Raw genomic sequence first — 23,668 nt, forward strand, 5'->3', positions numbered from 1 at the left:
CCATCAGGAATTTTTCTATGCCAACCACCGCACATGTCAGCCCCGACGACATCCGTAAAGGCTTTTCCAAAGCCATGTCCGACATGTACCGAGATGAAGTTCCGCTGTACGGGGCGCTGATGGCGCTGGTGGCCGAGACCAATACCCGGGTGTTGGCCAGTGATTCTGGGCTTTCCCGGCAGTTGCAGCGCACGGGTGAAATCGAGCGTCTGGACATGGAACGTCACGGCGCCATTCGCCTGGGCACAGCCATGGAACTGGCAACCATCCGCCGCCTGTTTGCCGTGATGGGCATGCAACCGGTGGGCTACTACGACCTGACGCCCGCTGGCGTGCCGGTGCATTCCACTGCCTTTCGCGCCGTGCATGAACGCTCACTGCAAGCCAGCCCGTTCCGTGTATTTACCTCACTGCTGCGCTTGGAACTGATTGAAAACCCTGAGCTGCGCGCCTTTGCCGAAAACGCCCTGGCCCAACGCAACATCTTCACCCCTGGCGCCTTGGCGTTGATCGAGCAAGCGGAACGCGACGGCGGCCTCAACGCCGACGACGCCGATGCATTTATTCGCCAAGCCCTGGAAACCTTTCGCTGGCACCACACCGCCACCGTCACCGGCGCGCAATACCAGCAACTGAGCGACCAGCATCGCCTGATCGCCGACGTGGTCGCGTTCAAGGGCCCGCACATTAATCACCTGACCCCGCGCACCCTCGACATCGACCAGGTGCAGGCCGCCATGCCCGGCAAAGGCATCACCCCCAAGGCCGTGATCGAAGGGCCGCCGCGTCGCCACTGCCCGATCCTGCTACGCCAGACCAGCTTCAAGGCGCTGGACGAGCCGATCGCCTTCACCGACGCGAAGGGCAGCCACAGCGCGCGCTTCGGCGAAATCGAACAACGCGGCGTCGCGCTGACGCCAAAAGGCCGCGCCCTGTACGACCAGCTGCTGAACGCTGCGCGCGACGAACTGGGCGCCTTCCCGAACGAGGCCAACGCCGCGCGTTACGTGCAGTTGATGGAGCAGCACTTCAAGGCATTCCCCGATAACCACACCCAGATGCGCGAGCAAGGGTTGGCGTACTTTCGCTATTTCGTGACCGAGCAAGGCCTGGCGGCGCGCGGCCAAGCCAATCAACCGGACACACTCCAGGCGCGGATTGCTGCGGGCCATGTGGACGTGGAACCGCTGGTGTATGAGGATTTTCTGCCGGTGAGTGCGGCGGGGATCTTTCAGTCCAATCTTGGGGATGCGGCGCAGAGTCACTATGCGGCGAATTCGAACCAGGCCGAATTCGAGAAAGCACTGGGCTGCCGAACGATTGATGAGCTGAAGCTGTACAGCGAGACGCAACAGCGCTCGATGGATGAATGCATCCAGGCGCTGCAGGCATGAAATGAGAGTGCCCACCCGGCTCACCAGCGCAATCCTTGCGCCGCAACAGTCCCCAGAGCCGGGTGGGCGGTGCGCATGATAGACAGTGAAAAGCGCTCTGTCCCTCAGACAATTCTGAACAAATATGTCCGCGCCCTGTAGGAGCGCGGACTGCAACTACACCAACTGCTGCACAATCTTGTCTTTGACCAAAAGGCGCTTCTTCTTCAGTTTTTCCAGTTCTTCGTCAGCCCCGCCTGAAGACTCGAAAGCCAGCACCTCCTTGTCGGCGGCGTCGTATTGCTCGAGCAGCGTGTTCAAACGGTCATCGCCCCTCCTGCGTTCGTGAACGACTTCCTTGGTCAAACCCAGATCCTGATACAGGTCGTGTTTCACTGGCATGGAGTACCTCCGCAAGTTGATCAATGGCCTACGCGTTTGAAGCTAGCCCATTGCGGGGGGTCTTGTCATGTCCCGGGTCATTACATCCCCGTTCGTCGTAATGCAGGCGATGCGATCAAACCTTTGCCACGCCCTGCCCTCCACTGTAGATCGCCACCCGAGGGAGAACGGTTTCATGAATCACGCTGCCACTGCTGTCGACACCCAATGCATCAACACGATTCGCACCCTGGCCATGGACGCCGTGCAGAAGGCCAACTCCGGCCACCCCGGCACGCCGATGGGCCTGGCGCCAGTGGGCTACACGTTGTGGAGCCGCTTCCTGCGTTATCACCCGCAGCATCCCGACTGGCCTAACCGCGACCGTTTTGTGTTGTCAGTGGGGCACGCGTCGATGCTGCTGAATTCGCTGCTGCACCTGGCCGGTGTGGTGGAGATCGATGCTCAAGGCAAGCGCTCCGGCCAGCCGGCAATCAGCCTGGACGATATCAAGCAGTTCCGGCAGATGAGCTCCAAGACCCCGGGTCATCCCGAGTACCGCATGACCACCGGCGTTGAAACCACCACCGGCCCCCTTGGCCAGGGTTGCGCCAACAGTGTCGGCATGGCCATGGCCGAGCGTTGGCTGGGCCAGCGTTTCAACCGCGATGGCACCGTGCTGTTCGATTACAGCGTCTACACCCTGTGCGGCGACGGCGACATGATGGAAGGCATCAGCAGCGAAGCGGCCTCGATTGCCGGGCACCTGAAGCTGGACAACCTGTGCTGGATCTACGACAACAACACCATCAGCATCGAGGGCCATACCGAACTGGCGTTCAGTGAGGATGTGATCAAGCGCTTCCAGGCCTACGGCTGGCACACTCTGCACGTCACCGATGCCAACGACTTGCAAGCCTTGAGCAGCGCCCTGGAAACGTTCAAGGCCAACACCGGCGCACCGACCCTCATTGTGGTCGACAGCGTGATCGGCTACGGCTCGCCACACAAACACAACACCGCCGCCGCCCATGGCGAACCGCTGGGTGCCGATGAGATCCGGCTGACCAAGGCGGCCTACGGCTGGCCCGAGGATTCCAGCTTCCTGGTGCCCGACGAGGTCCGCACCGTGCTGCGCGATGCGCTGCTTGAGCGCAGCCAGCCGCAGTATGAAGAATGGACCCGCCACTTGTCGCAGCTGGAACAGTACGAACCGGAACTGGCGGATGAACTGCGCCGCATGCGCGCGGGCGAAATGCCCGAGCACTGGCAGGATGAACTGCCCAGCTTCGACACCGACGCCAAGGGCGTCGCCAGCCGTGCAGCCGGTGGCGAGGTATTGAATGCCTTTGCCCAACAGATTCCGTGGCTGCTTGGCGGCTCTGCAGACTTGTCGCCCTCGACCAAGACCAACCTGACCTTTGATGGCGCCGGGCGTTTCAGTGCCGATGATTACAGCGGGCGCAACCTGCACTTCGGCATCCGTGAGCACGCCATGGGCGCGATTGCCAACGGCATGGCGCTGTCGTACCTGCGCCCCTACACCTCGACCTTCCTGGTGTTCAGCGACTACATGAAACCGCCGATCCGCCTGGCGGCGATCATGGAATTGCCGGTGGTGTTTGTGTTTACCCACGACTCCATTGGCGTTGGCGAAGATGGGCCGACGCACCAGCCCATCGAGCACCTGACACAATTGCGCGCAACGCCAGGGCTGCTGACCCTGCGACCCGGCGACGCCAATGAAACCCTGGAACTGTGGAAGGTCGCGCTGGCGCAGACCCATCGGCCAAGTTGCGTGGTGCTGTCGCGTCAAGCGCTGCCCACCCTGGATCGTACGAAATACGCACCGGCGTCCGGTGCGGCCAAGGGCGCTTATGTCCTGGCGGGCGCAGATAACCCTGAAGTCCTGCTGTTGGCGACGGGCAGTGAAGTCAGCCTGGCGGTAGCGGCTTATGAGCAGTTGAAAAGCGAAGGCATTGCCGCGCAAGTGGTGTCGATGCCCAGCTGGGAACTGTTTGAAGAACAGGACCAGGCGTACCGCGACAGCGTGTTGCCACCGGCGGTGAAAGCCCGGGTCGTCGTGGAACAAGCCGGCCCGCTGGGGTGGGACCGTTACGTCGGGCAGACCGGCGCGAAAGTGGTGATGAGCACCTTTGGCGCCTCGGCACCGTTGGCCAAGTTGCAGGAAAAGTTTGGGTTTACCACAGAGAATGTGGTGAAGCTGGCGAAGGAACAGCTGGCTAAATCCTGATAAAAAAATGCGCAAGCGGGCTGGCCCGCTTGCGCATTTCGACCTGATGGGCAGTTAAGTCAGTTCTCGTACCAGAAACGGCGCAGTGCGGCTGACCTTGCTTTTGGCCACCTTCTGCGGCGTGCCACTGGCTACCACCCGCCCGCCCTGCGTGCCGGCCCCCGGCCCGATATCGATCACCCAGTCACTCTGCGCCACGACGCGCATCTCGTGCTCTACCACCACCACCGTGTGCCCCGCCTCAACGAGATGATTCAGCTGGCTGAGCAAGCGGTCCACATCACCGGGGTGTAACCCGGTGGTGGGCTCGTCCAAGACATACAGCGTGGCGCCTCGCGCATTGCGTTGCAGCTCGGTCGCCAGCTTGATGCGCTGCGCCTCACCGCCGGACAGCTCGGTGGCCGGCTGGCCCAACCGCAAATACCCCAGGCCAATATCGCGCAACACCTGCAACGAGCGCAGCACCCCAGGCTGCTCGGCAAACACCTCCACCGCCTGCTCCACCGTCAGCCCCAGCACTTGAGCAATGCTCAACCCCTGCCATTTGATCGCCAGGGTCTCAGGGTTGTAACGCGCACCGTGACAAGTCGGGCACGGCGCATACACGCTCGGCATGAACAGCAACTCGACACTCACAAACCCCTCTCCCTCGCAATTGGGGCAGCGGCCCTTGGCGACGTTGAAGGAGAACTGCCCGGCGTCATAGTGGCGCTTCTTCGCCGCCGGCGTGGCGGCGAACAGTTTGCGCACGTTGTCGAACAGCCCGGTGTAGGTTGCAAGGTTGGAGCGCGGCGTTCGGCCGATGGGTTTCTGGTCTACCTGTACCAGGCGCCGGATCGACTCCAGGCCCGCACTGATACGCCCGCCGCTGGTTTGCGGGGTGTCGTCTTCCAGGCTGGGTTCTTCGTCGGTTTCCACCACACGGCCCAACCCCGCGCCTACCAGTTCCAGCAGCGCCTGGCTGACCAGGCTGGATTTGCCCGAGCCCGAGATACCCGTCACCGCCGTAAAGCACCCCAATGGGAAGTCCACGCTCAGGTCATTGAGGTTGTTGCGCGTCACGCCTTCGAGCTTCAACCAACCGGTGGGCTCACGGCGCGACTGGCTCGGCGGGCGCCGCTCGGCGAACAGATATTCCCGCGTCTGCGACGCCTCGATATCCGCCAGGCCCGCGGGCGGGCCGCTGTACAGCACTTGCCCGCCGTGCTCGCCGGCAGCCGGCCCCACGTCGATCAGCCAGTCGGCGCGGCGCATGGTTTCCAGGTCGTGCTCAACCACAAACAGCGAATTGCCTGCGGCTTTCAAGCGCTCCAGCGCGGTGAACAACGCTTCGCCATCCGCCGGGTGCAGACCCGCCGACGGTTCATCCAGCACATAGATCACCCCGAACAACTGCGAGCCCAATTGCGTGGCCAGGCGCAGGCGCTGCAGCTCGCCGGATGACAACGTCGGCGTACTGCGCTCCAGGGACAGGTAACCCAGGCCCAGCTCGATCAGGGTGCTCACGCGCTCAAGCAAATCTTCGGCGATGCGCTGGGCGGCCAGGCGTTTTTCCACCGACAGTTTCATCTTGTCCTGCCCCGCCGCGACCGGTCGCAGCAACTCCGCCAACTGCGACAGCGAGAGTTGCGACAACTCACCGATATCCACCCCGGCGAATTTCACCGACAGCGCCGCCCGGGTCAGGCGTTTGCCCTCGCACAACGGGCAGGCGCTGCCCTGCATGAACTGCGAGACGCGCTTTTTCATCAGCGCACTCTGGGTGTGGGTGAAGGTGTGCAGGATATAGCGCCGCGCGCCGCTGAAGGTGCCCTGGTAACTGGGTTCGAGCTTGCGCTTCAAGGCCGCGCGGGTCTGTTCGGGCGTGAAGCCTGCGTACACCGGCACGGTCGGGGTTTCTTCGGTGAACAGGATCCAGTCGCGCTGTTTTTTCGGCAGGTCGCGCCAGGGAATGTCCACGTCATAGCCGAGCGTCACAAGGATGTCGCGCAGGTTCTGTCCTTGCCACGCCAACGGCCACGACGCCACCGCACGCTGGCGGATGGTCAACGACGGATCGGGCACCATCAGCGCCTCGGTCACCTCATACACCCGGCCCAGGCCATGGCACTGCGGGCACGCGCCCTGGGGCAGGTTCGGCGAAAAGTCCTCGGCGTACAGCATGGCCTGGCCCGGCGGATAACTGCCGGCCCGCGAGTACAACATGCGGATCAGGCTCGACAAGGTCGTGACGCTGCCCACCGAAGAGCGCGCACTCGGCGTGCCGCGCTGCTGCTGCAGGGCCACGGCCGGCGGCAGACCTTCGATGGAATCCACATCCGGCACGCCGACCTGATCGATCAGGCGCCGTGCGTAAGGCGCTACCGATTCGAAATAACGACGCTGGGCTTCGGCGTACACCGTGGAAAACGCCAGGGATGATTTACCGGAGCCCGAGACGCCGGTGAACACCACCAGGGCGTCCCGCGGAATGTCGACATCGACGTTTCGCAGGTTATGTTCGCGAGCGCCGCGCACTCGCACAAAGCCAGGGTGCTGGCCGGTGACTGGAGGGATGTTGCGCTGTGAAGTCATGAAAGACCTTATCGGACAGTGAGCACGCTGCGCACCCGTTGTGTCAGGGATTCGGGGCTGTAGGGCTTGCTCAGCAGATGAATGTCGGGGCTCAGCAGGTGATTGCTGGAAAGAATGTCGCGGGTGTGCCCGGAGGTGAACAGCACCGCCACCGGCGGTACCTGGGCGCGGGCCCAGTCGGCCAGGTCCGTACTTTTAACCCGACCGGGCATCACCACGTCGGTAAAAATCAGGTCCGGCTGCACGCCGCCCTGCAGCGCTTGCATCGCGCGGTCGCCGTCTTCGGCGGTGAGCACGGTGTAGCCCGACTGCTCGAGCAATTCCACCACCGTCACCCGTACATCGACGTTGTCCTCGACCACCAGAATGGTTTCCTGGCCACCTGCGTGCGGCACAGCCTCAACGGGGTGGCTGTCCGGGTCCTCGGCGCCGAGGCTGCGCGGAAAGTACATCTGCACCACCGTGCCCTTGCCCTCCTCGCTCCACACCTCGACATGGCCGCCGCTTTGCCGCACGAAACCAAACACCATGCTCAAGCCAAGGCCGGTGCCATGGCCTTCACGCTTGGTGGTAAAGAACGGTTCGAATACCCGCGCCAGGACCGCCTGCGACATGCCCACGCCAATATCCGTGACGGCCAGGCGCACATATTCGCCAGGCAGGACGCTCTTGCCCACGCAGTCGCCGGGGTTGAGGATGATGTTATCGCCGGTGATGCGAATCACGCCCTCGCCTTGCATGGCATCGCGGGCATTGATCGCCAGGTTGAGCAACGCGTTTTCCAACTGGTTGCGGTCGACATTGATGCACCAGGAATCCTGCGGCAATTGCACATCGATATGGATGGTTTCGCCCAACGCCCGCTGCAGTAATTCACCCAAACCTGCGTAGATGCGCTGGGGGTTGTAAACAGCCGGCGACAACGGTTGGCGTCGAGCAAAGGCCAGCAGTTGCGACGACAGTTTGGCGCCGCGCTCCACCGCTGCGATGGCGGCCGTGACACGGCGCTGTACCTGGGCATTCTCGGGTTCGTGCCGGGCCAGCAGGTGCAGGTTGCCGGCGATCACTTGCAGCAGGTTATTGAAGTCGTGGGCCACGCCACCGGTCAGGCCGCCGATGGCTTCGAGTTTTTGCGACTGACGCAATTGCGCTTCGGCCGAGGAGCGCGCCTGCACTTCGGCCGCCACGCGTTGCTCCAGGTTATGCGTCAATTCCTGGCGCAAGCGTTCGGAGTTCACGTGGGCGGTGGTCTCCACCACAATCGCGAGCACACCCGCCGGTTGTTGGTCGTCGCCGGCGACGGGGCTGTAGTAAAGATCCATCCAGACATCTTCCGGCTTGCCATTGCGCAGCAGCACCAGTTCCTTGTTGTTGAACGATAACGTGCCGCCCGCCAAACAGGTGTCCACCACATGCCGGTTGAACTCGGCCACTTCCGGCCAGCCCAGCTCCACGGGCGTGCCCAACAGATACGGATGCCGGCCGCCGGCAAATACCGAGTAGCTGTCGTTGTAGATCATGTACCCCGGCCGCCCCCACAGCATCACCATCGGCATCGGGGATGCCAGTAGCATCTGCACGGCGCTGACCAGACTCTTCGGCCAGGCGTGGATCGGGCCGAGGTCAGTGGTCGACCAGTCAAAGGCGCGGATCCGCTGGGCCATTTCACCGCCCCAGCCTTCGCAGCCATGGGTGTTGGATAAAAAAAGCATCTATGGGCTCTTGGCGAAGAGAAGAATGGATGAGTGATGCAGTTGCGCTGATAAAAACTTGGAGCCTGACTGCAATAATTCGTTTCATTGCATATAGCTTATCCGAGAAGGCCTGAGCAACTCCCGTCAATGAAAATCCCGGCTGCGCACATTAATCCCATCCAGCAGCGGCGTCAGGTCGGTCAGGCGCCCGGCAATCAAGTGCCGTATCTCGCCTACCGCCTCCCAGCGCCCGTCGACTTTCAACAGGCGCGAACCGACCAACGCCTGACGCTGACGCTCGGCCAAGTCACGCCAGACCACCACATTGAGGTTGCCGAACTCATCCTCCAGGGTGACGAAAGTAACCCCGCTGGCGGTGCCCGGGCGTTGCCGGCCGGTGACCAGCCCCGCGACGCTGACGTTGCGCCCATGCGCAACCGCCATCAGCTCGAGGGAACTGCGACAGCGGCGTTTACGCAGTTCATCACGCAGCAACGCCAAGGGATGCGGGCCAAGGGTGGTGCCGACCGTGGCGTAGTCGGCCTGCAGGTCTTCGCCAACCGTTGGTGCCGGCAGCGCCACCGCCGCTTCGTCGGGGCTGGGCAGGCCAGCGAACAGCCCCAGCTGTTTATGCACTCCGGCCACTTCCCAGCGCGCCTTGTGCCGGTTGCCGGCCAACGCGCGCAAGGCGCCCGAGTCCGCCAGCAATGCCTGGGCGCGCGCATCCAGCCCGGCGCGTTCGTCCAGGTCGGCAATGTCGCTGAACGTACCGCGCTGGCGGGCCGCTTCGATGCGCCGCGCGTCTTCCTCGCGAAACCCCGAGATCATGCGCAAGCCCATGCGGATCGCCGGTTGCTGGCCGTCGATGGGTTCCAGGCTGCAATCCCAGTCACTGGCCAGCACATCGACCGGGCGGATCTGCAAGCGATGACGCCGCGCATCCTGCAGGATCTGGTCCGGGCTGTAGAAGCCCATGGGCCAGCTGTTGATCAGTGCACAGGCAAAGGCCGCCGGCTCATGGCATTTGAGCCAGCAACTGGCGTAGGTCAGCAAGGCAAAACTGGCCGCGTGGGACTCGGGAAAACCATAGCTGCCAAAGCCTTTGATCTGTTCGAAGATTTGCGCGGCAAATGCCTCGCTGTAGCCGTTCTTGAGCATGCCGGCGCGCAGGCGTGCCTGATGCGGCTCAAGCCCGCCATGGCGTTTCCAGGCGGCCATCGAGCGGCGCAGCTGGTCGGCCTCGCCGGGGCCATAGTCGGCGGCGACCATGGCGATCTGCATCACTTGTTCCTGAAACAGTGGCACGCCCAAGGTGCGCTCCAGCACCGCCTTGAGTTGCGGTGAGGGATACGTCGTCGGCTCTTCGTTATTACGCCTGCGCAGGTATGGGTGCACCATGCCGCCCTGGATCGGGCCCGGCCGCACGATGGCGACCTCGATCACCAAGTCATAGAATTTTTGCGGCTTGAGCCTGGGCAGCATCGACATCTGCGCGCGCGACTCGATCTGGAACACGCCAATGGTGTCGGCCTTGCTGATCATCGCGTAGGTGGCGGCGTCCTCCTTGGGAATCGTCGCCAGCGCCAGGTCCAGGTTGCGATGCCGGCGCAGTAAATCGAAGCAGCGACGGATCGCGCTGAGCATGCCCAGGGCCAGAATATCCACCTTGAGCAGGCCAACGGCGTCGAGGTCGTCCTTGTCCCACTGGATGATGGTGCGCTCGGCCATGGCGGCGTTTTCCACCGGCACCAGCGTGTCCAGCGGGTATTCGGAAATCACGAAGCCGCCAGGGTGCTGGGACAAGTGCCGGGGGAAGCCGATCAACTGCTGCGTCAGCGTGAGCACCCGGCGCAGGATCGGGCTTTGCGGGTCGAAGCCGCCTTCGCGCAAGCGCTCCAGGGGCGGCGCATCGTCGCTCCAGCGCCCACAGCATTCGGCCAGGGCGTTGATCTGGTCCGGCGGTAAGCCGAGGGCCTTGGCCACATCGCGCACCGCGCCGGCCGCGTGGTAGCTGCTGACCACCGCCGTCAAGGCCGCGCGGGTGCGCCCATAGCGCTGGAACACGTACTGCAGCACTTCTTCGCGGCGTTCATGTTCGAAGTCGACGTCGATATCCGGCGGCTCGTTGCGCTCCTTGGACAGGAAGCGTTCGAACAGCATGTTCATCAGGCTCGGGTTGATCTCGGTGATGCCCAAGGCAAAACACACCGCCGAGTTGGCCGCCGAGCCCCGGCCCTGGCACAGGATCGAACGGCTGCGGGCAAAGCGCACAATGTCGTGCACGGTGAGGAAATAACTTTCGTAACCCAGCTCGCTGATCAGCGCCAACTCATGGTTGATCTGCCGCAAGGTCTTGGCATCGACACCCTGCGGCCAGCGCTGGGCAATGCCTTCTTCGGTGAGCTGGCGCAACCAGGATGTCGCGTTTTGGCCGGCGGGTACCAACTCGCGCGGGTAGTGGTAGCGCAATTGGCTGAGGTCGAACGTGCAGCGCCGTGCGATGGCCAGGGTTTCATCCAGCAAGGCGTGCGGGTACAGCGCGCCGAGGGCGTCGAGGCTGCGCAGGTGCCGCTCGCCATTGGGGTGCAGGCGTGTGCCGGCGTCGGCCACCGTGACGTGATGACGGATAGCGGTCATGGTGTCTTGCAGGGCGCGGCGACCGCGCGCATGCATGTGCACATCGCCGCAGGCCACCGCCTTGATGTGCAGGCTGGCGGCCAGGGCCAGGCGCTGTTCCAGGTGGCGCGCATCGTTCTGGCCGCAATGCAGATGCACGGCCAGCCACAGGCGATCGGCGAAGGTACGGCGCAGCCACTGGATCGAGGCCTGGGTGTCGCTGTCGTCGGCAACCCACAGCGCCAGCAGGCCGGGCAGAGGCTGGTCGAAGTCTTCCTGCAGCAGGCGATAGCGGCCTTTCTCGGCGCGGCGTCGGGCCAGGGTGATCAGTCGGCACAAGTGCTGGTAGCCACTGAGGTCTTCAACCAGCAACACCAGTTTGGGGCCGTTCTCGATGCGCACCTCGCTGCCGATAATCAGCGGCATGTCCACCGCCTTCGCCGCTTGCCAGGCGCGCACAATGCCCGACAAGGTGCATTCATCGGTGATCGCCAAGGCGCTGTAGCCTTGGCGCTTGGCGCGCTCGAACAACTCCAGCGCACTCGACGCGCCGCGCTGAAAACTGAAATTGGACAGGCAATGCAGCTCGGCGTAGCTCATGCAAACCAGCCTTGCAGCCACAGCCCATCGCTTTGCCCGACGGTGCGATAGGCCCAGCCTTGCTGCCCGGCGCGGGTCTGGATCAGGTAATAGTCGCGGCGAATATCGGCGCCATCCCACCAACCGGATTCGATGCGTTCCGGGCCCATCAGAATCTGTACGCCCTGCTCGGCCAGCAAGGTCGGCTCGTGCAGCAACCAGCCCGGGCGCTGCACCTTGTTCAAAGTGGGGCACGCGCGGCTATCGGCGGCGGCTTGCCAGGCGCATTCGGGGCGGTGATCGGCATGAAAGCGCAGGCCTTGCACAGCCTCATCGCCCAGGCGTGCGCGCAAGCGTTCGCGCAGTTGCTCCCAGGGCAACGTCTGTTGCGGGCGGTCGTCGAACAAGTCCTGGCGTTGCGGCACGAACACCGGCAGGTCTTGGGCGACCAGGCGAAAGCCGCGTACCGGCGAGGTGACTTGCACCTGCTCCAGACGGCCGCGGGCCAGTTCGAACAGCATCGCCGGTTCGCGCTCGGCGCTGAGCAGGCCGACCTTGATCACGCTGTCAGGCGCCTGGGCGTGTTCCAGGTGCAGGTCGAAACGCTGCACGCCGCTGTCGCGACCGCAAAGGAAGGCCGAAAGGTCTCCGGTCAGGCGGCGCAACGGAAACAGTAAGGCCTGGTGGGATTGCACATCGAAATTCAGCTCGATGCGTGCATCGAACTGGTCCGGTGGCTGATAGAACGCCAGTGGCAGCGGCCGCTGCCCGCTCAGCGCATCCAGGTGCTTGAGCAAGCCGGCATCAAAGCGTCGCGCCAGCGTGTGGCGGGGCAACGCCTGCACCTGGGCCAGCGTGCGCAGGCCCATGCGTGACAAGGCGGTGGCGGCCTGCGGGTCGAGGCCTGAACGGTCGACAGGCAATGGCGCCAGGGCTTGGTGCAGCGCGTGATCATCGGCCACGGCCAGGCCATCGTAGATATTGGCCAGCACCCGCGCCGCCGCCGGATTGGGCGCGGCGACGATACGGTGGCGAAACCCCAACGCTGTCAGCTCGTTGCGCAACCGCGCCTCGAACTGCGCCCACGGCCCGAACAGCCCCAGGCTCGATTCGATCTCGAACAGCAAGGCGCGCGGGTAATACACACTGACCTGGGAACTGAAACGGTAAGCCCAGGCCGCCAGAAACTGCTGCCAGCGCTCGATTTCTGCGGGGTCGTATTCGGCGCTGGCGAAGGTCTTGGCCAGCGCATGCGCAGCCGTCAGCGATTGCCCGGGGCGCAGGCCCAACGCGCGGGCGGCGGCATTGACGGTTTGCAACACGCGACGCTGCGGCGTACCAGCCAGCAACACCAGCGGCTGGTCGGGCTCGGGATGCACACGCTGCACCCCGTCCAGCGCCAATTGCGGGAAGACAATACACACCCAGCGCATGGCAACCTCAGTGCCCGGCCAGCGCAATCGGCGCCGGATGGGCCAGCCCGCCCCGGCATTTGAGCACCCGCACTTGCGCCGGTTTTGCCTCAACGGCCAGGCGCAAGGCAGCGGGCGAGGCATTGATTGCCTCGTGTAAAGAGCGCCAGGCAAACGCCAGGGTCTGGCCGGTTTCGGCCGCCACCTGCAAACGGCGCAAGGCGCGGTCATCGGCCTTGCGCGGCCAGCACAGCACGGCGCCGCAACTGCCGGAACGCAGGCATTGTTCGACGGCCCACAAGGTATCGCGCTCCTCGGCCTGGATCACCGAAAGCTGGCGCAAATCCACCCCGGCGTTCTGCCAGGCGTGCGGGTACGGCGTGTAAGGCGGCGCGACCAGCACGATGCGCTCGCCTGCCGTTGATAAACGCGCCAGGGTCGGCAGCACCAGTTGCAATTCGCCGACCCCTTCCTTGGCCATCAGGATTTCGCTCAGGGCCGCCTCCGGCCAGCCGCCGCTGGGCAGCACCGCGTCCAGCGCCGCCAGCCCGGTGGGGTGCACGCTGGCCGGCGGTGCAACAGGCCGGCCCTTCCAGACTCGGCCGCCATTGAACAGCGAGTCCAGGGCAACGACGGCGCCCATCAGCCTTGCCTCACCAGGCCGCAGAACACCCCTTCGATGGCCAGGTCCTGGTCGGGGCCTACCTCGATGGGTTGATACGCGGGGTTACGCGGCAGCAGGCGCACGTGCTCGCCATGGCGCTCGAAGCGTTTGATGGTGACCTCGCCGTCCAGGCGCGCCACCACAATCTGGCCGTTCAAGGCTTCGGCGCTGCGGCGTACGCCGACCAGGTCGCCGTCGAGAATGCCGTCTTCGATCATCGAATCGCCCTGCACCCGCAACAGGTAATCCGGGGTTTTCGCAAAGGTGGCGGGGTCCAGTTGCAGGCGGTTGTGCACTTCGGCGTCGGCGCCAATCGGCAAACCGGCGGCGACGCGGCCGAGCACGGGCACATCCAGCCATTCCGGGCGTGCCGGCTGGTTGAGCAGGCGGATGCCCCGGGCCTGGTTAGGGTTGACCTCGATATAACCGGCTTCCGTGAGGGCCACCACGTGCTTACGCGCAACGCTGCGGGAGGCAAAACCGAACGCCTCGGCGATCTCGGCGAGGCTGGGGGGCTGGCCTTGCTGCGCGATGCGGTCGCGGATGAAGGTCAGGATGGCAGTGCGGCGGGGGGTCAGGGTCGTCATGGAGTACATTTGTACTCTTGTAGGAAATCTCTGACAATAGCCGTCAGTCGGGAGCGCTCGAGTGCCTGTCCGAGGGCAGCAACGCACCGGCATTCAGCTCAAGCCTGCCCCTGGAGTCAGCCATAAACCGGCCAAGTCTCCACTATCTTTGCGCCGCGCACTGCCAGCAGATCCCCAAACTGCAACAGCACATACTCACTCTGCGTGGGCCGCAAAAACACCTGATCCTCAACCCTCAACCCCACCGCAGGCGAACCGTTAACCATCTCCTGGTTCGAACTGCGCCCATACAATCCATTGCTTTGCAGCCCCGAGGGCGACTCAAACTCCGCCATCCAGTTACCGCCATATATAAAGAAGGTCTCGCGCTGATTCGGGTCCCACCACGAAAACACCCGCGACGTCCCCTCCAACGCCGGAATCGTCACCTGACCGGTGCTTTTCAATACCGGCGTGGCGATAAACACGGCCGGCACATGCTCACTCAGCGACGGCAGATCGTAATGGGTGGGCTTGAGCAACGCCGTGCCCACCGACACCTCGCTGCTGGTGCGTTCCTGCTCATGCATGCGATAACTGGGGCTGCCCGCCGTATTCAATGTCAGCCCTTCGCCCCATAACCCGGCAAATTGCCGACGCGTAAAATCGACATACCCGTCATAACGCTGCATCACGTGCTCGAACAGCGCCTGGGGCGAGCCGAGAATGCCCGGCACGCCCATCCCCACGAACGGGTCATAGCCCATGAACCCGGAAAACGCCAAATGCTGCGGATGAGCACCGATCAACCTGAGCATCTGCGCCAGCACCGCGTTATCACTGACCCCGCCGCGATGCAGGCCCACGTCCAATTCGATATTCACCCGCATGCGCGTGCCCACCCCCTGGGCCAGCGCCAGGTATTGCTGCAGCCGCTCGGGCGTATCCAGCAACCACTGCAACTGCCGAGCGGGCTCGAACGGGCCTTTATGGGTGTGATAAAACACCTCGGCCGAACGCACCGGCAGCGGCTTGCCCATCAAGATATCCGCCTCGGGAAACACCTGGGCATCGTGATTCAGAAACGGCTGATGAAACGACATCAACCGCTGCGTACCCGCACGTTTGGCGATGTAGGCCAGCAACCCCGGCGACGGCAGCGATTTCTCCACCAGCCGCAAGTGCTTGCCACCACGGCCCACAGACTGCATCACCACATCGATATTGTGATCCAGGCGGTCCAGGTCAATCAGCATCACCGGACGCATCGGCCCATGCGCCTTGAGCTCATTATTCAGGCTGCGGAAATACTCGCTGTACGGGCCGCCGCGATCACTCGGGCGCAGCAGCCAGGCGCCGCCGGCCAGTGCAGCAGCGGTGCCCAGGACAAAATGCCGTCGGTTCATCAGGCCACTCCCAGGATGGATGACAGGTGCGCATTGAGAAATTTGCCGCCGGGGTCCAGCTCGCGGCGCACCCGCGTGAATTCGTCCCAGCGCGGGTACAACGGCTGCAAGGTGCGCGCGTTGAGGGTGTGTAATTTGCCCCAGTGCGGGCGCCCGGCGTACTTCCAGAAAATCGGCTCCACGGCGGCAAAGAAGTTGTGATGGTCCATGGCGTAATGCTGGTGCACCGAGATCGAACAGCTGTCGCGGCCTTCGAACATGCTCAAGGGGATGTCATCGGCCTTGACGTAGCGGTACTCGATAGGAAACCAGGTGCGCAGGTCCTTGTCGGTGATCAGCTTGAGGATGTCGCGCAGGCAGGCCGGGCCGTGTTCGGCAGGCACCGAGTACTCCATCTCGTTGAAACGCACAGTGCGCACGTTGGCGTAGACCTGAAACGACTCGGCCACGCGGTCTTCAAAGCGCGCGAAAAAACGCAGGCTGTTGAGCAAGGTACGACGGGTGTCGGGGAAATCACTGGCGTATTTGTCGAGCTTTTCGATAATCGACACAAATGCGTTGCCGCCCGCCTCGGCCGGGTCAATCGGCGGCGTTTCAGGCGCTTGGGTTTCGTTGAGGGCGATGGACAGCGCGTAGTCGGAATGGGTGACCACGAGCATTTCCCAGTGCTGGTTTTCACGCGTGTGCTTGTCGACGTCTTCGAGCAGCTCTTCGGTCTTGGCGATCCACTGGCGCTCCAGCAGGCGATACGGCGCGCGGTTTTGCGAGCGAATCCGGGTGGCCACGCCCAAGGCCCCAAGAGAAACCCGCGCCGCGCTGAAGATCTCGGGGTGACGCTGGGCGTCGCAATCCAGCACCTCGCCCTGGGCCGTCACCAGTTGCAACCCGGTGACGCAGCCCGAATACGAGGTGAAGCCCACGCCGGTGCCATGGGTGGAGGTAGAAATCGCCCCGGCCAGGGTCTGGTAATCGATGTCCGCCATGTTCGGCAACGCCTGCCCAACCGCCTTAAGCGCCGGGCCCATGCGTGACATCGGCGTGCCGGCGGCGAAGGTCGCTTGCAGGGTCGCGCGGTCGTGGGCCAGCAGCCCATTGAAGCCACTCAGCGAGACCAACGTGCCGTCAGTCGGCACCAGCGCGCTGAATGAATGTGCCGAGCCGACCGGCCGAACAGTGCCGGGCGCCTGACGGATCACCTGCACCAGTTCATCCAGGTCTTTGGGGGCCAGGCGCGCCAGCGGCAGGCACGTCTGCGCCCCCGACCAGTTGCGCCACGGAATCAGGCGTGGCGCGCGGGCCAATTGCGCCAGCACCGGGTTGCCGGCCAGCGCCAGGAACGCCCCGGCCGCAGCCGTTTTTTGCAAGAGTTGCCGCCGTGAGAGCGCCATCCACCACCCCGTTCTTATTGTTGGAGTTCAACACCGGCCATAAAGCTGATCAGCGCCACAAACTGCGCCTCGGAGCACTGCATGCACAGGCCCATCGGCGGCATGCCGTTGTAGCCGTTGATGCTGTGGTCGAGCAGCGTGTCGGTGCCTTGGGCAATGCGCGGGTTCCACGCAGCCTTGTCAGCGGTCAGCGGCGCGCCGGACGCAGGGTTTGCGTGGCACAGCTTGCAACTGGTGTCGTAGACCTGGGCCAACGCCGGGTCAGCCGGCATCGCAGTGGCCGCAGTGGCGCGTTCGGGGGGATGTTTGGGCGTGTCGTCACAGGCGGTGAGCAGGCCGAGGACGGCCAACAATAAGGCAATGCGGCGCATGGCCACCCTCTCTTCTTAGGCTGTGGAAGCTGCTTGCACACTAAGGCAGCGACGCCACGGCGTTGAGGGTTTTGGCGGACACAAAGGGGGCTTGGTGGGACAGTCGAATGCGGGGCGTTGGCCACCCCGCATCCTTGAGGTTCGCTTAGAACGCGATACCGACCTTGAAACCGTACTCGTCACGCTTGAGCTTGGTGTTGTCGGCGACATAGGAGTCGTCGTCCAGCTTGTATTCGGTACGGGTGTAGTACAGGCCCGCCATCACTGGCAGGTCGCCTTTCTGGTTCATCAGCAGGCTGACTTCAGCGTAAGGGTTGGTGCGGTCTTTGAGGTCCACGGTGTCGCTGCCCACGCCGTCAACTTTGAGCTTGGCACGGCCGTCGATGGTACGACGGGCGCCGGCTTCGACGCGCAGGGTCATGTCATCGAACTGGTGGTTGTAGCCCAGGGCCGCCTTGGCGAACGGTGACTTGTTGGTGAGCTTGACGTCGTAGTCATTGGTGTCCGGCTCGTAGCGGGTCCAGGTATAGCCGCCACCCACAATCACGTCGACAAAGTTGCGCGCGTCGAGCGCGGCACGCCAGCCGAGGTCCAGGTCAGCCTGGCCTTCCTTGAGTTTGTTGTCGCTCTTTTCGCCGTACTTGGCTTCGATCCCGGCCTGGTAGATAAAGCCGGATTCAGCGGTGAGCTTGTTGCCGAAGTTGTAGAACAGGCCCGCTTCAGGCATGTGGTCCTTGTCGCTTTCGCTGCCGCCTTCAAGTTTGAAGTCGTTGTAGCTGCCCTGCAGACCGAAAACGGAAATCGGGCCTGTCGGTGCAGCGGCGAACACCACGGCAGGCGCAGCGACCAGCGCCAACAGCGAGGAGCCCTTGAGGAATTTTCCGAATAGCTTGGACATCTTTTTAAATCTCCTTGTCTGGTGAGCAAATTATTCAGGAATCGCTTCGAACCTCGGCTTTCGCGAAAGGTTCGAATTAATTTGCATCGATTTGGAGAAAAAACGCTTCAGCGCAGGCTCTATCTCAAGCTTCTTTGGAAATTGCCATCACTAGGCCATTAAGGCTCTCGCGAAGAAGAGGATGCGCCGGCAGGCGAATACCCAAGGTGCCATGCAGCACTGCCAGCAGCTCATCGACGCTCACGATTGCGCGCTTTTCACTGGGCTGATCCAGGCAGTGGACCGCATAGTGGGCGTTGTTCAATGTGTAGCGTTTACCCGGCGCGAGCAGTGCAGCTTTCAATTGGCCAACAAATACTGAATCCGGGTGCGTCGACACGTACCAGTTGCCGATTTCATAGTCCCTGTCCGCCTGCACCTGCAGATCAAACACATACAAGCCACGCCACTCCTCGCCCACCTTGGCCCACAAGGTGTAATCGGCGCCATTGAACGTCAGCCGATAGGGTTCGTGGGCGGTGGCCTGGGTCGCCTCGGTGTCCAGTTGCAAGGGGCTGCTCGGCACCATGCCGCCGAAGCCGACGTCGGTGACATAGCGCACGCCCTCCAGGGTGACGAGGCTCAGGCGATGGGTGCGCCCGGTGCGCGCATCTACCGGCCCGCCCATCACGACCCAGCCGGTGAGACCGCGCGCCTCGAAACCCAAATCCTGCAAGAGCGCGAGAAACAAGTGGTTCAATTCAAAGCAATACCCGCCACGCCCATCGAGCAGCACCTTTTGCTCGATGCTCGGCAAGTCGATCGGCACCGGGCAGCGCAGCAACGTCGACAGGCTTTCAAAGGCAAAGGTGCACACATGGCGCAGCTGCAATTGCTGCAGGGTTTGCAGGGTCGGCGGCGGCGGCGTGTCGTAGCCCAGGCGTTGCAGGTAAAGCTGGCGATGAGTCAAACGGGGCATGGCGCGATCCTTGAGCGCGGGGCGAAGCGCTCACTATGCCGGGCCAATGCGCGACTTGTCATTTTGACTGAACCTTTTTGAACACTCACCTATCCATCTATAACAAGACAGGGAGGCAACATGAGTACCGCAAAAATCTACACCATTAATTACCAGCTTCACGGCCAACCGAAGTCCTTTGTGGTGCGCGCGGAAGTGATGAACAACGCCGAGGCGTGGCATTGGGCCGCGGTGGATGCCGACATCGCCCATGTGAGCCGCATCGGGCGTGTGGGTCACGAGCAGGTGAAAAAAACCACCCGGCCCTGGGCGGAAAAGTTCGGTATTACCGACGTCACCTGGGTGCCACCCAAATAAGCACAAGCCCCGCAATGGCGGGGCTTGTCGTGTTTCTTCAAGTAGTTTTCAAGTCGCCCAGCGGATCATAGGGCGGCTTTTTTTTCGGCTGTTTTTCTTTGTCCAGCGGTGCGATCGCAGGGCCGATGGGGTCGACTTGCGGGTCGGCCACATCGGGGGAATCCGGGTCAAAACCCAGTTCGTCCTTGCCACTGCCATGCTCGTCTGAACGCGGGCCTTGCGGGGGATTACTCACGGCGATCTCCTTGTTTTAAAGCGGGCGGGCTTTGTCATGAAGGTGTTCAAGGTCTTGCTCGACCTGTTCCACATCGTCGTCCTGACGCTCCGCCGGGTCGTTGGGGCGCAACGCATCGTTGTCGTGCTCCTCTTCACCGGGTGTGCGGTCAGGGTCAGGGGTGCCGGGCGGCGGCTGTTTGTATTCGGGCATGATGGTTTACCTCATGGGGGCTACACAGATGTAGAGAAACCGCGCGAAGCCATCGTTCAACTTGATTGCGCAAAGCATGCGAAGATGCCACCCCGCCCCTTCTTGAGACCAGACCCGGATGTTCGAGCTCAAACCCTGTGATCCCGCCACTTTCCGCCAGCAGACCCGCCGCAGCACCCTGATCATTGCCGTGCTGTTCGTGGCCCTGGCAATGCTGCTGTCGAGCCTGGCGGTCATGCTGTTCGGCGAACCCGGCGGTGACAACTTGCGCTTCAACGTCGGCGGTGTGTTTGCCGGGGTGTTGATCACCGTCGCGTTGGTGCGCGGCCCGTTCTGGACCCAGCCCTGGCTCGCGCCGGCGGTGTATGGCTGGCAGCTCAAGCGCAGTTTGATGAGCGTGACCAACGTGATGCACAAGGTCACCGAAGGCGTGCAGGCCAACGACCCGACGGCGATCAAGCTGTTGCGTTTTTACCACTTGGGGCTCACGCAGATGCATGCGCTGGACGCCAACTCCAGTGCCCAGGCGCAATTGGTCGGCGAGATCGACGCCCACCAGGCGAAGATGCAGGCACTGGGCATCGACACCGAGCAAACCCGCCTCGACCCCGCATGGCTGGACAGCCTCAAAAGCGCCTAAGCCAGCACGCCGATGCGCTGTTCATCCGGCCAGAACAGCGCGGCTTGCCCACACGGCTCGCCGGCCTTGTCGAGCAAGGTCCAGACCACCCCGGCGTAGATCATGAACGGCTGATGGTGCGCATCCACGCGCCAGCCGCTGTAGCCCTGGGCGATACCATGGGCGGTCACCTGCTCAAGCAATACCTGGCGTTCGGCGCGATCACGTTCCGAGGCGCTGAAGCGTGAAGGCATGCCGATAAACATCTCGCGAGGGTATTTGAAGCACTGCAACGCGCACGCATTGGCGTAGGTAAAACGCGGGTCGGCGGCGCCGTCGTGGGCCAGCAGGCTATAGGGTGCGTGGGCGTGCAGCCAGCTCAGGCGCTGCTGCGCGTTGAGGTGTTCCGGCGCCGGCAGCCCCTGGCCGCTCCAGTGTCGATACGACTCATCCAGCACCCGCACGAAATCTTCTTGAAGGGACACCACACCACCTCACCTGGTCAGTTGGAAACCTGAGTGCGCCAGCAAAATACCGCGCTCACCGCGATGGCCGCGCCCGCCAGGCCGAACACCCACGGCGCTGACGCCACCGGCAGCAACAGGCCCGCCAGTAACGGCCCGAGGCCCGCGCCGACATCGCGCCACACCGCATTCGACGCCAGTGCCGAGACGCGCATCGATCCTGGGTTGCGCTCGGCCACCAGGGTGGTCACCAGCGGCAGTTGCAGCGCGCGCAGCACCAATACCGCCGCCGCGCCGACGATCACCCAATAACTGCCGAACGCAGTCAGGGCCAGGGCACTCAAGAATGAAAACAGCAACAGCATCGACGTGGCGCCAAAGCGTTGCGCCGCACGGCCGCCCAGGGGGCTCAGGAGCATTTCCGAGGCATACCGCAGGGCCATCAAACCGCCGGCGATCAGCACCGCATCGCCGCCGAGAATCTTCTGCGCCTGGATCGACAGGCCAAAAATAAACAGCCCGTCCAGCGCCACGCCTTCGATAAACGACCAGGTCGCCACACTGTCGGGCCACTTGAAGCGCCGCCCGGTGCTGTGCAAATCATGCCCGGCGGTGGGTAAGCCACGCGCCACCCACAAGCCCGCCAGGCAGCAGCCGGCAAGCATCACAAAGATCGGGCGTGGGCCTGCCCATAAGGTCAACCAGCCACCCAGCGGCAGTGCCAGCATCGGGCCGAGAGCGATCATCGCGCGTGAACGCCCCGCCCGGCGGGCTGCACCAGCGGGCTCGGACGTTGCCAATACTTGGGTCGACAGGTTCAACGCGGCAAAACACAGGCCCCAGATCAGCCGCAAGCCCAGCAGCGCAGCGAACCCCGACAGCAGCGAGTTGCCCAGGGCGCACACCGTCGCCGCGCCGGCAGCAATCATGCACGTCAGCCGGTCACCGTTGCGCGCATAGAAATTGAGCACATGCCGATAGCCAAAAATCCGCACCAGGCGGTTGGCTGCCAACAACACCCCGGCCTGCGCCAGCGTGATGCCAAAGGCCTGGGATTCCATCGGCAACAGCAGGTACAGCAACACGTCGCTGGGCAGGCATAACGCGAGGGTCAGCGCGGCGCGTCGGGACGTGGTATCGGCAGTGCGGTGGGCCAGGCTGGACATAAAGCTGAAACATCCTGAAATATTCAGGCCGCCACGTTAGCCTTCCCACGGCGGACTTTACAACGCCCCGTCACGCCTTTTTCTCATAGGGCAGCAAACGCAGACCGCTGGCCACACTGCCCACCAACGCAAACACGCAACCCAGCCACAGCGCGTATTGCGGGCCACTGCCCAGGGACAGGTGAAAACACAACGCCACCAATGACGCCCCCAGCGTTTGCCCCAGCAGCCGCGAGATCGCCACGATGCCGCTGGCCCCGCCGCTGCGGGCCAAGGGTGCGCTGGTCATGATCGCCTTGAGGTTGGGCGATTGAAAAAAGCCAAACCCGGCGCCGCACAGCGCCATGCGCCAGCCGATATCAAAGGCCGACGCGCCGCTGCCCAGGGTTGCCAGCGCCGCCATCCCCGCACTGAGCAGCAACAGGCCGATGCCGCACAACACGCCCAGCGACACGCGGTCTGCCAGGCGCCCTGCGACCAGGGCCATGACCGCAACAACGGCCGGCCACGGCGTCATCAGAAAACCGGTTTCCACCTGGCTATGACCAAGCACCGCCTGCAGCAGAAACGGCAATGACACAAACGCCAGGCCCTGGGCGCTGAACGCACAGATCGCAGTCAGGGAAGACAGCGCAAACACCGGGCGCTTGAACAGATCCAGAGCCAGCATCGGCGCCGGGTGCCCAGCCTGGCGGCGCAACAGTAACGCACCGCAGACCAGCGCCACGGCGATCAGGCCCAGGGTCAGTGCGCCCTGGGCGCCGTGCACCGCCGTGCCCAGGCCAAGCACCAGCAAGGCGAACAACCCGGCACACAGCAGCGCGGCGAGGCGGTCGAACGCGTGACCGGTCATGGGCAATGTCGGCAATGAACGCAGGCCCAGCCCCAGGGCCAAAAGGCCCAGCGGCACGTTGATCAGGTACAGCCAGTGCCAGCTTGCCACCGACAGAATCGCCGACGCGGCAGTCGGCCCGAGGGTGAACGCCAGCCCCACCACCAGCGAGTTGTAGCCAAGGCCGCGCCCGAGCATTTTTGCCGGGTAGATATGCCGCAGCAACGCGGTATTCACGCTCATTACCGCCGCCGCGCCCAAGCCTTGCGCCACACGCGCGGCCGTCAGGGTCAGCAACGACCCGGCCAGCCCGCAAAACAGCGACGAGACAATAAACAGCAGCAACCCACCGAGGTATACCCGACGGTGCCCCCACACATCACTCAACGAAGCGAATGGCAGCACCGTGGCGATAATCGCCAGTTGGTAGGCGTTGACCACCCAGATCACCGAGGCCGAGTCGGTGCCGATGCCTTCGGCCAATGTGGGCAGCGCGGTGTTGACGATGGCCGTGTCGAGGGTCGCCATGCCGATCCCCAAAGAAAGGGCGATTACGGCCGGCAAGCGTTTATTGGAGGGCAACCCATCGGCAACAGAAGACATGAACAATCCGGCGCTGGTAACAAAGGCCCCTAGAGTACGGGCAGACGCGGATTTTTTCAGTGGCCA

21 protein-coding genes are annotated in these 23,668 nt (G+C 63.4%); 4 read left to right on the forward strand and 17 right to left on the reverse strand.

The genetic code is table 11. From position 1 onward, the window contains the following. Window positions 1-17 precede the first annotated feature (17 nt). Window positions 18-1,394: a 2-oxoadipate dioxygenase/decarboxylase HglS gene (hglS, locus tag AACV02_RS29290; protein ID WP_119736319.1), complete on the forward strand. Its 1,377-nt coding sequence runs from the start codon at window positions 18-20 to the stop codon at window positions 1,392-1,394. A 156-nt stretch (window positions 1,395-1,550) separates the two neighbouring features. Here hglS and AACV02_RS29295 read toward each other — a convergent pair whose 3' ends face one another. Next, window positions 1,551-1,775, reverse strand: a complete 225-nt coding sequence (locus AACV02_RS29295) for a DUF465 domain-containing protein (protein ID WP_106579897.1) — start codon at window positions 1,773-1,775, stop codon at window positions 1,551-1,553. Window positions 1,776-1,950: 175 nt separating this feature from the next. On the opposite strand from AACV02_RS29295, the gene tkt reads away from it, so the two are divergent. Beyond that, window positions 1,951-4,008 (forward strand): transketolase, encoded by a 2,058-nt coding sequence (gene tkt, locus AACV02_RS29300; RefSeq protein ID WP_119736321.1) that lies wholly within the window; start codon window positions 1,951-1,953, stop codon window positions 4,006-4,008. A 54-nt stretch (window positions 4,009-4,062) separates the two neighbouring features. On the opposite strand, the gene uvrA is transcribed toward tkt, so the two are convergent. From uvrA to AACV02_RS29355, 11 genes are all read right to left on the reverse strand, one after another. Beyond that, entirely contained in the window at window positions 4,063-6,582 is a 2,520-nt protein-coding gene (uvrA, locus tag AACV02_RS29305) for an excinuclease ABC subunit UvrA (protein WP_119736323.1), read from the reverse strand. Between the two features lie 8 nt (window positions 6,583-6,590). Next, on the reverse strand, window positions 6,591-8,294 hold the full coding sequence (locus AACV02_RS29310; protein WP_119736326.1) for an ATP-binding protein: 1,704 nt from the start codon (window positions 8,292-8,294) through the stop codon (window positions 6,591-6,593). A 126-nt stretch (window positions 8,295-8,420) separates the two neighbouring features. Further along, on the reverse strand, window positions 8,421-11,513 hold the full coding sequence (locus tag AACV02_RS29315) for an error-prone DNA polymerase (protein WP_218568287.1): 3,093 nt from the start codon (window positions 11,511-11,513) through the stop codon (window positions 8,421-8,423). Next, window positions 11,489-12,904 carry a Y-family DNA polymerase gene (locus AACV02_RS29320; RefSeq protein ID WP_119736330.1) on the reverse strand — a complete coding sequence of 472 codons (1,416 nt, stop codon included), beginning with the start codon at window positions 12,902-12,904 and terminating at the stop codon, window positions 11,489-11,491. The genes AACV02_RS29315 and AACV02_RS29320 overlap by 25 nt, the downstream gene beginning before the upstream one ends. A 7-nt stretch (window positions 12,905-12,911) precedes the next feature. Then, window positions 12,912-13,526, reverse strand: a complete 615-nt coding sequence (gene imuA, locus AACV02_RS29325; RefSeq protein ID WP_106579903.1) for a translesion DNA synthesis-associated protein ImuA — start codon at window positions 13,524-13,526, stop codon at window positions 12,912-12,914. Next, entirely contained in the window at window positions 13,526-14,143 is a 618-nt protein-coding gene (lexA, locus tag AACV02_RS29330) for a transcriptional repressor LexA (protein ID WP_106579904.1), read from the reverse strand. The genes imuA and lexA overlap by 1 nt, the downstream gene beginning before the upstream one ends. Before the next feature lie 107 nt (window positions 14,144-14,250). Beyond that, on the reverse strand, window positions 14,251-15,459 hold the full coding sequence (locus AACV02_RS29335) for a DSD1 family PLP-dependent enzyme (RefSeq protein ID WP_177413670.1): 1,209 nt from the start codon (window positions 15,457-15,459) through the stop codon (window positions 14,251-14,253). Between the two features lie 59 nt (window positions 15,460-15,518). Continuing rightward, entirely contained in the window at window positions 15,519-16,847 is a 1,329-nt protein-coding gene (locus AACV02_RS29340; RefSeq protein WP_177413671.1) for a D-arabinono-1,4-lactone oxidase, read from the reverse strand. Window positions 16,848-16,921: 74 nt separating this feature from the next. Further along, complete coding sequence (locus AACV02_RS29345) at window positions 16,922-17,278, reverse strand: c-type cytochrome (RefSeq protein ID WP_119736337.1); 357 nt, start codon at window positions 17,276-17,278, stop codon at window positions 16,922-16,924. A gap of 145 nt (window positions 17,279-17,423) precedes the next feature. After that, window positions 17,424-18,176, reverse strand: a complete 753-nt coding sequence (locus tag AACV02_RS29350) for an outer membrane beta-barrel protein (RefSeq protein WP_119736339.1) — start codon at window positions 18,174-18,176, stop codon at window positions 17,424-17,426. A 124-nt stretch (window positions 18,177-18,300) separates the two neighbouring features. Beyond that, window positions 18,301-19,134, reverse strand: a complete 834-nt coding sequence (locus tag AACV02_RS29355; protein WP_119736342.1) for an arylamine N-acetyltransferase family protein — start codon at window positions 19,132-19,134, stop codon at window positions 18,301-18,303. Between the two features lie 120 nt (window positions 19,135-19,254). Here AACV02_RS29355 and AACV02_RS29360 point away from each other — a divergent pair, with 120 nt between their 5' ends. Beyond that, on the forward strand, window positions 19,255-19,491 hold the full coding sequence (locus AACV02_RS29360) for a DUF6555 family protein (RefSeq protein WP_106579910.1): 237 nt from the start codon (window positions 19,255-19,257) through the stop codon (window positions 19,489-19,491). A 37-nt stretch (window positions 19,492-19,528) separates the two neighbouring features. Here the strand turns inward: AACV02_RS29360 and AACV02_RS29365 are convergent, their stop codons facing one another. Both AACV02_RS29365 and AACV02_RS29370 read right to left on the reverse strand, forming a co-directional pair. Continuing rightward, complete coding sequence (locus AACV02_RS29365; protein WP_106579911.1) at window positions 19,529-19,726, reverse strand: DUF6021 family protein; 198 nt, start codon at window positions 19,724-19,726, stop codon at window positions 19,529-19,531. 15 nt (window positions 19,727-19,741) lie between these two features. Further along, window positions 19,742-19,918, reverse strand: a complete 177-nt coding sequence (locus tag AACV02_RS29370) for a hypothetical protein (protein ID WP_177413667.1) — start codon at window positions 19,916-19,918, stop codon at window positions 19,742-19,744. A 118-nt stretch (window positions 19,919-20,036) separates the two neighbouring features. On the opposite strand from AACV02_RS29370, the gene AACV02_RS29375 reads away from it, so the two are divergent. Then, window positions 20,037-20,558 (forward strand): DUF3087 domain-containing protein, encoded by a 522-nt coding sequence (locus AACV02_RS29375; RefSeq protein WP_119736344.1) that lies wholly within the window; start codon window positions 20,037-20,039, stop codon window positions 20,556-20,558. On the opposite strand, the gene AACV02_RS29380 is transcribed toward AACV02_RS29375, so the two are convergent. The 3 genes from AACV02_RS29380 to AACV02_RS29390 all read right to left on the reverse strand — a co-directional run bounded on the left by AACV02_RS29380 (window position 20,555) and on the right by AACV02_RS29390 (window position 23,602). Then, a complete protein-coding gene (locus tag AACV02_RS29380) occupies window positions 20,555-21,022 on the reverse strand; it encodes an MEKHLA domain-containing protein (RefSeq protein WP_256680268.1) in 468 nt (155 codons plus the stop codon). The genes AACV02_RS29375 and AACV02_RS29380 overlap by 4 nt on opposite strands. A gap of 17 nt (window positions 21,023-21,039) precedes the next feature. Continuing rightward, window positions 21,040-22,167 (reverse strand): MFS transporter, encoded by a 1,128-nt coding sequence (locus AACV02_RS29385; protein ID WP_119736346.1) that lies wholly within the window; start codon window positions 22,165-22,167, stop codon window positions 21,040-21,042. Between the two features lie 70 nt (window positions 22,168-22,237). Further along, on the reverse strand, window positions 22,238-23,602 hold the full coding sequence (locus AACV02_RS29390; RefSeq protein ID WP_106579914.1) for an MFS transporter: 1,365 nt from the start codon (window positions 23,600-23,602) through the stop codon (window positions 22,238-22,240). Between the last annotated feature and the right edge of the window lie 66 nt (window positions 23,603-23,668).

Source organism: Pseudomonas sp. Larv2_ips (assembly GCF_963879675.1).
Taxonomy (GTDB): Bacteria; Pseudomonadota; Gammaproteobacteria; order Pseudomonadales; family Pseudomonadaceae; genus Aquipseudomonas.

Excerpts from the sequence above, each read along its gene's own strand:
- hglS (WP_119736319.1), top strand. The coding sequence starts at position 18 with ATGCCAACCACCGCACATGTCAGCCCCGACGACATCCGTAAAGGCTTT.
- AACV02_RS29320 (WP_119736330.1), bottom strand. The coding sequence starts at position 12,904 with ATGCGCTGGGTGTGTATTGTCTTCCCGCAATTGGCGCTGGACGGGGTG.
- AACV02_RS29360 (WP_106579910.1), top strand. The coding sequence starts at position 19,255 with ATGAGTACCGCAAAAATCTACACCATTAATTACCAGCTTCACGGCCAA.
- AACV02_RS29390 (WP_106579914.1), bottom strand. The coding sequence starts at position 23,602 with ATGTCTTCTGTTGCCGATGGGTTGCCCTCCAATAAACGCTTGCCGGCC.
- uvrA (WP_119736323.1), bottom strand. The coding sequence starts at position 6,582 with ATGACTTCACAGCGCAACATCCCTCCAGTCACCGGCCAGCACCCTGGC.
- tkt (WP_119736321.1), top strand. The coding sequence starts at position 1,951 with ATGAATCACGCTGCCACTGCTGTCGACACCCAATGCATCAACACGATT.
- AACV02_RS29385 (WP_119736346.1), bottom strand. The coding sequence starts at position 22,167 with ATGTCCAGCCTGGCCCACCGCACTGCCGATACCACGTCCCGACGCGCC.
- imuA (WP_106579903.1), bottom strand. The coding sequence starts at position 13,526 with ATGGGCGCCGTCGTTGCCCTGGACTCGCTGTTCAATGGCGGCCGAGTC.
- AACV02_RS29295 (WP_106579897.1), bottom strand. The coding sequence starts at position 1,775 with ATGCCAGTGAAACACGACCTGTATCAGGATCTGGGTTTGACCAAGGAA.
- AACV02_RS29355 (WP_119736342.1), bottom strand. The coding sequence starts at position 19,134 with ATGCCCCGTTTGACTCATCGCCAGCTTTACCTGCAACGCCTGGGCTAC.
- AACV02_RS29370 (WP_177413667.1), bottom strand. The coding sequence starts at position 19,918 with ATGCCCGAATACAAACAGCCGCCGCCCGGCACCCCTGACCCTGACCGC.
- AACV02_RS29310 (WP_119736326.1), bottom strand. The coding sequence starts at position 8,294 with ATGCTTTTTTTATCCAACACCCATGGCTGCGAAGGCTGGGGCGGTGAA.
- AACV02_RS29375 (WP_119736344.1), top strand. The coding sequence starts at position 20,037 with ATGTTCGAGCTCAAACCCTGTGATCCCGCCACTTTCCGCCAGCAGACC.
- lexA (WP_106579904.1), bottom strand. The coding sequence starts at position 14,143 with ATGTACTCCATGACGACCCTGACCCCCCGCCGCACTGCCATCCTGACC.
- AACV02_RS29345 (WP_119736337.1), bottom strand. The coding sequence starts at position 17,278 with ATGCGCCGCATTGCCTTATTGTTGGCCGTCCTCGGCCTGCTCACCGCC.
- AACV02_RS29350 (WP_119736339.1), bottom strand. The coding sequence starts at position 18,176 with ATGTCCAAGCTATTCGGAAAATTCCTCAAGGGCTCCTCGCTGTTGGCG.